Here is a 7241-nt window from a genome sequence, read left to right on the forward strand (position 1 = left end):
ATGTGCACGTCATCGCCGACGGCGGAGTGGGCTACAGCGGCGATCTGGCCAAGGCGATCGCCTGTGGCGCGTCGGTACGGGGGTGGCCCGCGGCGCGTGGGTACGCGGCCGGTGCCGGGCCTTGCGCGCGGGGGCCGCAGCTCGCCGCTACTCCGCCACGCGCTTGGCGACCAGCGCCCCCTCCAGCGCGGCCACGCAGTAGAACGTGATGTCGTTCCTGCCGATGATCTCGTCCCACCAGTAGTCGAGACAGAGCCCGACGTGGCCGGTCAGCGCGTCCAGCGTGGACGCGGCCCCGCCGTGTGCGGCGACCTGCACGGCCGAGGTGACCAGCTGGCTGACCGCCACCGCCAGCAGCGCCACCGGCACCCCGAGCCAGGGCACCAGCCGGGAGCGGCCGCCCACCTTGCCGAGCACCGCCCCGAGCAGCACCCCCAGCGCGAGCGCCCAGTAGCCCACCTCGTGGCCCTGGCGCCCCGTCCTGCCCTCCAGCAGGCCGAACACCGCCGCCACGCCCACCGCCGTCGCCAGGCCCACGACGAGGGCGAGCCCCGGCCGGCCAGCGGCCCCCGCGCCCTTCCCGTCGGCCCGCGCCGCGCCGTCCGCCCGGGTCCCTCCGCTGAGCGCGGACGAGTGGCTGGCCATGGTGGATTTCCCCCCTGTGCACCTGGAGTACGTCTGGACGACGTCTCGACGATCCCTGGTGGACCGCCTTCGGCACGCTAACACCTGTTCGAAAGCCCCTCGCGCCGGGCGGTCGGGCCCCGGACCGACGGCCCGTCAGCGGCCGGCCGACAAGCCGTCAGCCCCGCCGCGCCCCTGCTCAGAGCCGGTACGCCGTCCCCGCCGGGCTCGCCCCCCGGGTGTCCAGCAGCAGTTGGGCCTTCACGGCCAGCCCCTGGAGGTCGTACGTCCGGTGGTGCTGGAGCAGCACCGTCAGATCCGCCTCGGCCGCCGCCTCGTACAGCGAGTCCGCCCGCGGCACCGGCTGGTCGAGCACCCGCCAGTGGGCCACGTACGGGTCGTGGAAGCTGAGCTGCGCGCCCAGCTCCAGCAGCCGGGTGCCGATCTCGCGCGCCGGCGAGTTCTGCTCGTCGCCCACGTCCGGCTTGTAGGTGACGCCGAGCAGCAGCACCCGGGCGCCGCGCGCGGACTTGCCGTGCTCGTTCAGCAGCGTGGCGCAGCGCTGAATCACATAGCGCGGCATCCGCCCGTTGACCTCGCGCGCGATCTCGACCATCCGCAGCGGGCAGCCGAGGCTGCGGCTCTTGTACGAGTGGTAGTTGGGGTCGATGGGCACGCCGTGGCCGCCGACGCCGGGCCCGGGGCGGAAGGCCTGGAAGCCGAAGGGCTTGGTCTCGGCGCACCGGACCACGTCCCACAGGTCCACGCCGATGTCGTTGCAGTACACCGCCATCTCGTTGACCAGGGCCATGTTGACGTGCCGGTAGTTGGTCTCCAGCACCTTCACCGTCTCCGCCTCGCGGGGGCCGCGGGCGCGCACCACCCGTTCGGTGACGCGCCCGTAGAAGGCCGCGGCGGCCTCCGTGCAGGCCGGGGTGAGCCCCCCGATGACCTTGGGGATGTTGGCGTAGCCGTGGTTGCGGTTGCCCGGGTCCACCCGGCTCGGCGAGTACGCCAGGTGGAAGTCGCGGCCGGCCCGCAGCCCGGAGCCCTCCTCCAGGATCGGCCGCAGGAATTCCTCGGTGGTGCCGGGGTAGGCGGTGGACTCGAGCACCACGGTGGTGCGCGGGCGCAGCCGGGTCGCGAGGTGCCGGGCGGCCTCGCCGACGGCCGTCAGATCGAGCCCCTGATTGGCGGCGAGCGGGGTGGGCGCGCAGATCACGGCGGTGCGGACCCGCCCGAGCTCGGCCGGGTCGCCGGTGGCCCGGAAGCCGGTCGCGAGCATGCGGCGCAGCTCGGCGGCGGTGAGCGAGCCGTCCACCGGCGGGCGGCCCGCGCGCAGCTCGGCCACCGCGCGGGCGTCGGTGTCGTAGCCGATGGTGGCGATGCCGGCCGCGGTGGCGGCCTGGGCCAGGGGCAGGCCGAGGTGGCCGAGTCCGATCACTGCGAGGTCCGCGGGCATGGCCGGGCCGTCCTTCCCGAGACGAAACCTTTATGGCGATATGTAAGGCTAAGCAGACATATGACTGATAGTGGGTATTGGGTGATGGTGGAGACCTGGGTGTTGCGGCGGTCGCGAGGGTCGAACGGGCCCTCGGGCGCCGGTCGCGCCCAAGGGCTGACGGCGCGGCCACGGCTGGCCGGGGCCTGACGGCCCGGCCAGAATCGACGAACGGGGCCCGAGCGTGTGCCGGACCACAAGCGGGAGGCAGCAGTGAGGACAGCGACACTGGGACCGGCCGAGCGCGGCGCGGCCCTCGCCCGAATGGCGGAGCGCGAGCTGGACGTTCTGGTAGTGGGCGGCGGCGTCGTGGGCGCGGGCACCGCGCTCGACGCGGCCACGCGCGGCCTGGCGACCGGCCTGGTGGAGGCGCGCGACTGGGCGTCCGGCACCTCCAGCCGGTCCAGCAAACTCATCCACGGCGGGCTGCGCTATCTGGAAATGCTCGACTTCGCCCTGGTGCGGGAGGCCCTCAAGGAGCGCGGGCTGCTGCTCCAGCGACTCGCCCCCCACCTGGTGAAGCCGGTCCCGTTCCTGTACCCGCTGCAGCACCGCGGGTGGGAGCGCTGGTACGCCGGCAGCGGGGTGGCGCTGTACGACACCATGTCCGTCTCCTCCGGGCACGGCCGCGGGCTGCCGGTGCACCGTCACCTCACCCGTAAGCACGCCCTGCGGGTGGCGCCCTGCCTGAAGAAGGACGCCCTGGTGGGCGCGCTCCAGTACTACGACGCCCAGATGGACGACGCCCGCTATGTGCTGACCCTGGCCCGCACGGCCGCCGCGTACGGCGCGGAGTGCGCCAACCGGGCGCGCGTGGTCGGCTTCCTGCGCGAGGGCGAGCGGGTGGTCGGCGCCAAGGTGCGGGACGTCGAGGGCGGCGGGGAGTACGAGATCCGGGCCCGGCAGATCGTCAACGCCACCGGGGTGTGGACCGACGACACCCAGGCACTCATCGGCGAGCGCGGCCAGTTCCACGTCCGCGCCTCCAAGGGCATCCACCTGGTGGTGCCCAAGGACCGCATCCACTCCACCACCGGGCTGATCCTGCGCACCGAGAAGAGCGTGCTGTTCGTCATCCCCTGGGGACGGCACTGGATCATCGGCACCACCGACACCGACTGGGACCTGGACAAGGCCCACCCGGCCGCCTCCAGCGCCGACATCGACTATTTGCTGGAGCACGTCAACTCGGTGCTCGCCACGCCCCTCACCCGGGACGACGTCCAGGGCGTCTACGCCGGGCTGCGGCCGCTGCTGGCCGGCGAGTCGGACGCCACCAGCAAGCTCTCGCGCGAACACACCGTCGCGCACCCGGTGCCCGGCCTGGTGGTCGTCGCGGGCGGCAAGTACACCACGTACCGGGTGATGGCCAAGGACGCCGTCGACGAGGCGGTGCACGGCCTCGACCAGCGGGTCGCCGCCTGCGTCACCGAGGACGTGCCGCTGGTCGGCGCGGAGGGCTACCGCGCGCTGTGGAACGGCCGGGCCCGGATCGCCCAGCGCGCCGGGCTGCACGTGGCGCGGGTCGAGCATCTCCTCAACCGCTACGGCTCCATGACGGAGGAACTGCTCGCCCTCGTCGCCCGCGACCCCTCCCTCGGCGAGCCCCTCACCGGCGCGGACGACTATCTGCGCGCCGAGGTGGTCTACGGCGCCTCGCACGAGGGGGCGCGCCACCTCGACGACATCCTCACCCGCCGGACCCGTATCTCCATCGAGACCTTCGACCGCGGCACCCGCTGCGCCCGCGAGGCGGCCGAGTTGATGGCCGGCGTCCTCGACTGGGACGAGGACCGGATCGCCAAGGAGGTCGAGCACTACGAGAAGCGGGTGGAGGCCGAGCGGGAGTCCCAACTCCAGCCGGACGACCAGACGGCGGACGCGGCGCGGCTGGGCGCGCCGGACATCGTGCCGTCGCGCTAGGCGCTGCTTGCCCGGCGCGGCGGGCGCCCCCCTTCCGCGCCGGCGCCCCGCTTCCGCGCCGGGCGTCGCCCGATGCGCCCGGCGTCGGCCCGCGTCGCCCGGCGTGGCCCCCGCGCCGGGCGTCGCCCTCCGCCGCGCCCCCGCGCCGCGCGGGGAATCCGCCCCGCATCGCCCCTGCCTGTCCGCAAAAAGCCGTCTCCGACCGCTTCTTACGGAACCGAAACCGGATTACCCGCGTCCACACTGGGGCGGCCCGTGGTGGTCAGGGACCATGCCGCCCCCCGGCGCGGGGCCGGGGCTTCCGCACACCCGTGCATGAGGGAGAATAGGGCTCTGCCTGGGGTCCCCCCTGCCGAAGGCCAGGGGAAGGTTGCCCGAGTTGGGCCGGCAGTGCCAGCGTGCCGACCGCCAACTCGGCGCCATCGTTGATTGATTGCAGCGCTGAGGGGATGCATGTCGGAGGCGGAGCAGACGCAGGGCACGACGGGACGCCTCCTCGCCGGGCGCTACCGGCTGGGGGAGGTCCTCGGCCGGGGCGGCATGGGCACGGTGTGGCGCGCGGTCGACGAGACCCTGGGGCGCACGGTCGCGGTCAAGGAACTGCGCTTCTCGAACAGCGTCGACGACGACGAGAAGCAGCGGCTCATCACCCGTACCCTGCGCGAGGCCAAGGCCATCGCCCGGATTCGCAGCAGCGGCGCGGTCACCGTCTACGACGTGGTCAACGAGGACGACCGGCCCTGGATCGTCATGGAGCTCATCGAGGGCTCCTCCCTGGCTGAGGTCATCCGGGAGGCCGGCGGGCTCAACTGGCGGCGCGCGGCGGAGATCGGCCTCGCCGTCCTCGACGTGCTGCGCGCGGCGCACCGCGAGGGCATCCTGCACCGCGATGTGAAGCCGTCCAACGTGCTCATATCCGACGACGGCCGCGTCGTGCTCACCGACTTCGGCATCGCCCAGGTCGAGGGCGACCCCTCGGTCACCTCCACCGGCATGCTCGTGGGCGCCCCCTCGTACATCTCGCCCGAGCGGGCCAGGGGCCAGCGCCCCGGCCCGCCCGCCGACCTGTGGTCGCTCGGCGGCCTCATCTACGCCTGTGTCGAGGGCGTGCCCCCGTACGACAAGGGGTCGGCGATCGCCACGCTGACCGCGGTGATGACCGAGCCGCTGGACCCGCCCCGGAACGCCGGTCCGCTGGAGGAGGTCATCTACGGCCTGCTCGCCAAGGACCCGGCGCAGCGGCTCGCCGACGAGGGCGCGCGGGCGCTGCTCAAGGACGTCCTCAGCCTGCCCGACGACGTGACGCCCCAGCCGCCGGCCGCCGAGCCCACCCGCACGATGGCGATGCCGCCCAAGCCGCCGGTGCTGCCGATCGGGCCGGCCTCGGCCGCCGCGGCGCGCCAGCCCCGGCGCCGCCCCGAGCGCCCGCCGATGGCCCCCGCGGCGCCGGCGATGCCGGCCGCGGCGCGGCTCGCCGACGCCCCCGTGGCGCGGCCCCTGCCGCCCGCCGCCCCGCTCACCGACGTCATACCCCGGCGCACGCTGGTGATCGTGGCCGTCGCCGTGGTGCTGGCCGTGCTCGGCACGGTCCTGGCCATCGCGTTCAGCAGCGACGGCGACGGCGGCGGCAAGTCCGGCGGCGACAAGGCCGCCTCCGGCGGGGCGCAGCCGGGAACGGGCCAGGGCACCGCCGGCCGGTCGGCCGGCAACGACGGCAAGCCGCAGGGGGGCGAGAGCCCCGAGGGCACGACGGGCGGTTCGCCCGGCACGGGGTCCACCGGCTCCGGCGGTTCCGGTGATTCCGGCGGTTCCAGCGGCTCCGGCGGCAAGCCGGGCGCCGGCGGCGCGCTCCCGGCCGGCTACACCCAGGTCTCCGACGACCAGTTCCGCTTCACCATGGCGCTGCCCGAGGGCTGGAAGCGGCACGGCACGGCGGGCGACAACTCCGGTGGCATCTACAGCGGCCGGCCCGGCTCCTTCCCGCGCGTCCAGGTCGACTTCACCTCCGAGCCCGGCACGGACGCCGTGGCCGCCTGGCGCGACGGGGAGCGCGGGGCGCGCTCCTCGATGGGCAACTACACCGGGCTCGGCATCGTTCCGGTGCAGTACCGGGGCTATCCGACGGTGGCCGACTGGTCCTTCGAGCGCGACCAGGGCGGCGAGCGGGTGCGCGTCCTCAACCGCGGGTTCAAGGTCGACGACCAGCGCGGACACGCCATCATGATCACCTGCAAGAAGGACGAGTGGGACGGCGCGGAGTGCCGGACGCTGCGGGACACCGCCTTCGCGACGTTTCAGCCCCGGGGCTGACGCGGTAGCTCCTCTCCGGAGCGGGATGGGCCGAGCGGTCGGCGACGCGCGCCTCGGGCACGTATCGTGAGACCTCGCGGACCGTACGCAACCGCAACGGGCCGGAAAACGACCGGGATTGACTGCTTCGGGCGGTGTGCATCGCGCGTGGTGGTGGGGAGGCGTCGTGGACGACTACGCGGGCCGGGTGCTCGCCGACCGCTACCGCCTGCCGCGGCCGCCCTCCGACGAGTACGACCTCGTGGAGACCCGCGCGTTCGACACGTACAGCGGGCAGGAAGTGATGATCCGGCAGATTCCGCTGCCGGAGGTGGTCGACGCGGAGGTCGTGGAGCCGGAGCGGGGTGACGGCGTCGCCTTCGACGACGACCGCGACGACGGCGGTTTCCGCTTCGGTGGGAGCGGCCCCGGCCGGGGGCCCGGCGGATACGCGGCCGGGGGCGGCGGCGGGGGCGGTGCGACGCGGCGGCCGCGCGACCCGGCGGTGCGGCGCGCGGTCGACGCGGCGACGGCGGCCGCGGCGGTGCCCGACCACCCCCGGCTCGACCAGGTCTTCGACGTCTTCGCCGAGGACGGCAGCCTCTGGATCGTGAGCGAGCTGGTCATGGCGCGGCCGCTGGCCGCGCTGCTCGCCGAGCGGGTGCTCACGCCGCACCGCGCGGCGGAGATCGCGGCGGACGTGCTCACGGCGCTGCGCGCGCTGCACGCCAGCGGCTGGACGCATCGCAACATCACGGCACGGACGGTGCTCGTCTGCGACGACGGCCGGGCGATCCTCACGGGGCTCGCCGCGGGGGCGGCGGAGGAGGCGCTGTGCGGATACGATCCCGTGCCGCGCCCCCCGGACGACGGCCCGCCCGGTGGCCCGCTCCCCCCCGACGAC

The 7241-nt window shown here is 74.5% G+C and carries 5 protein-coding genes; 3 read left to right on the top strand and 2 right to left on the bottom strand.

What is annotated here, in order from left to right:
- Positions 1–147: 147 nt before the first annotated feature.
- Positions 148–645, bottom strand: a complete 498-nt coding sequence (locus ACSNOD_RS26275) for a hypothetical protein (protein ID WP_436769543.1) — start codon at positions 643–645, stop codon at positions 148–150.
- A gap of 178 nt (positions 646–823) precedes the next feature.
- A complete protein-coding gene (locus tag ACSNOD_RS26280; RefSeq protein WP_436769544.1) occupies positions 824–2086 on the bottom strand; it encodes a nucleotide sugar dehydrogenase in 1263 nt (420 codons plus the stop codon).
- Positions 2087–2338: 252 nt separating this feature from the next.
- Between ACSNOD_RS26280 and ACSNOD_RS26285 the strand changes: the two genes are divergently transcribed.
- The 3 genes from ACSNOD_RS26285 to ACSNOD_RS26295 all read left to right on the top strand — a co-directional run.
- Positions 2339–4048 carry a glycerol-3-phosphate dehydrogenase/oxidase gene (locus tag ACSNOD_RS26285; protein WP_436769545.1) on the top strand — a complete coding sequence of 570 codons (1710 nt, stop codon included), beginning with the start codon at positions 2339–2341 and terminating at the stop codon, positions 4046–4048.
- A gap of 453 nt (positions 4049–4501) precedes the next feature.
- Positions 4502–6358 carry a serine/threonine-protein kinase gene (locus ACSNOD_RS26290; RefSeq protein WP_436769546.1) on the top strand — a complete coding sequence of 619 codons (1857 nt, stop codon included), beginning with the start codon at positions 4502–4504 and terminating at the stop codon, positions 6356–6358.
- Between the two features lie 166 nt (positions 6359–6524).
- A partial coding sequence (locus tag ACSNOD_RS26295) for a protein kinase (RefSeq protein WP_436769547.1) occupies positions 6525–7241 on the top strand: 717 nt, incomplete at its 3' end.

Source organism: Streptomyces sp. URMC 123, assembly GCF_051386515.1.
In the GTDB taxonomy this organism is placed as follows: Bacteria; Actinomycetota; Actinomycetes; order Streptomycetales; family Streptomycetaceae; genus Streptomyces.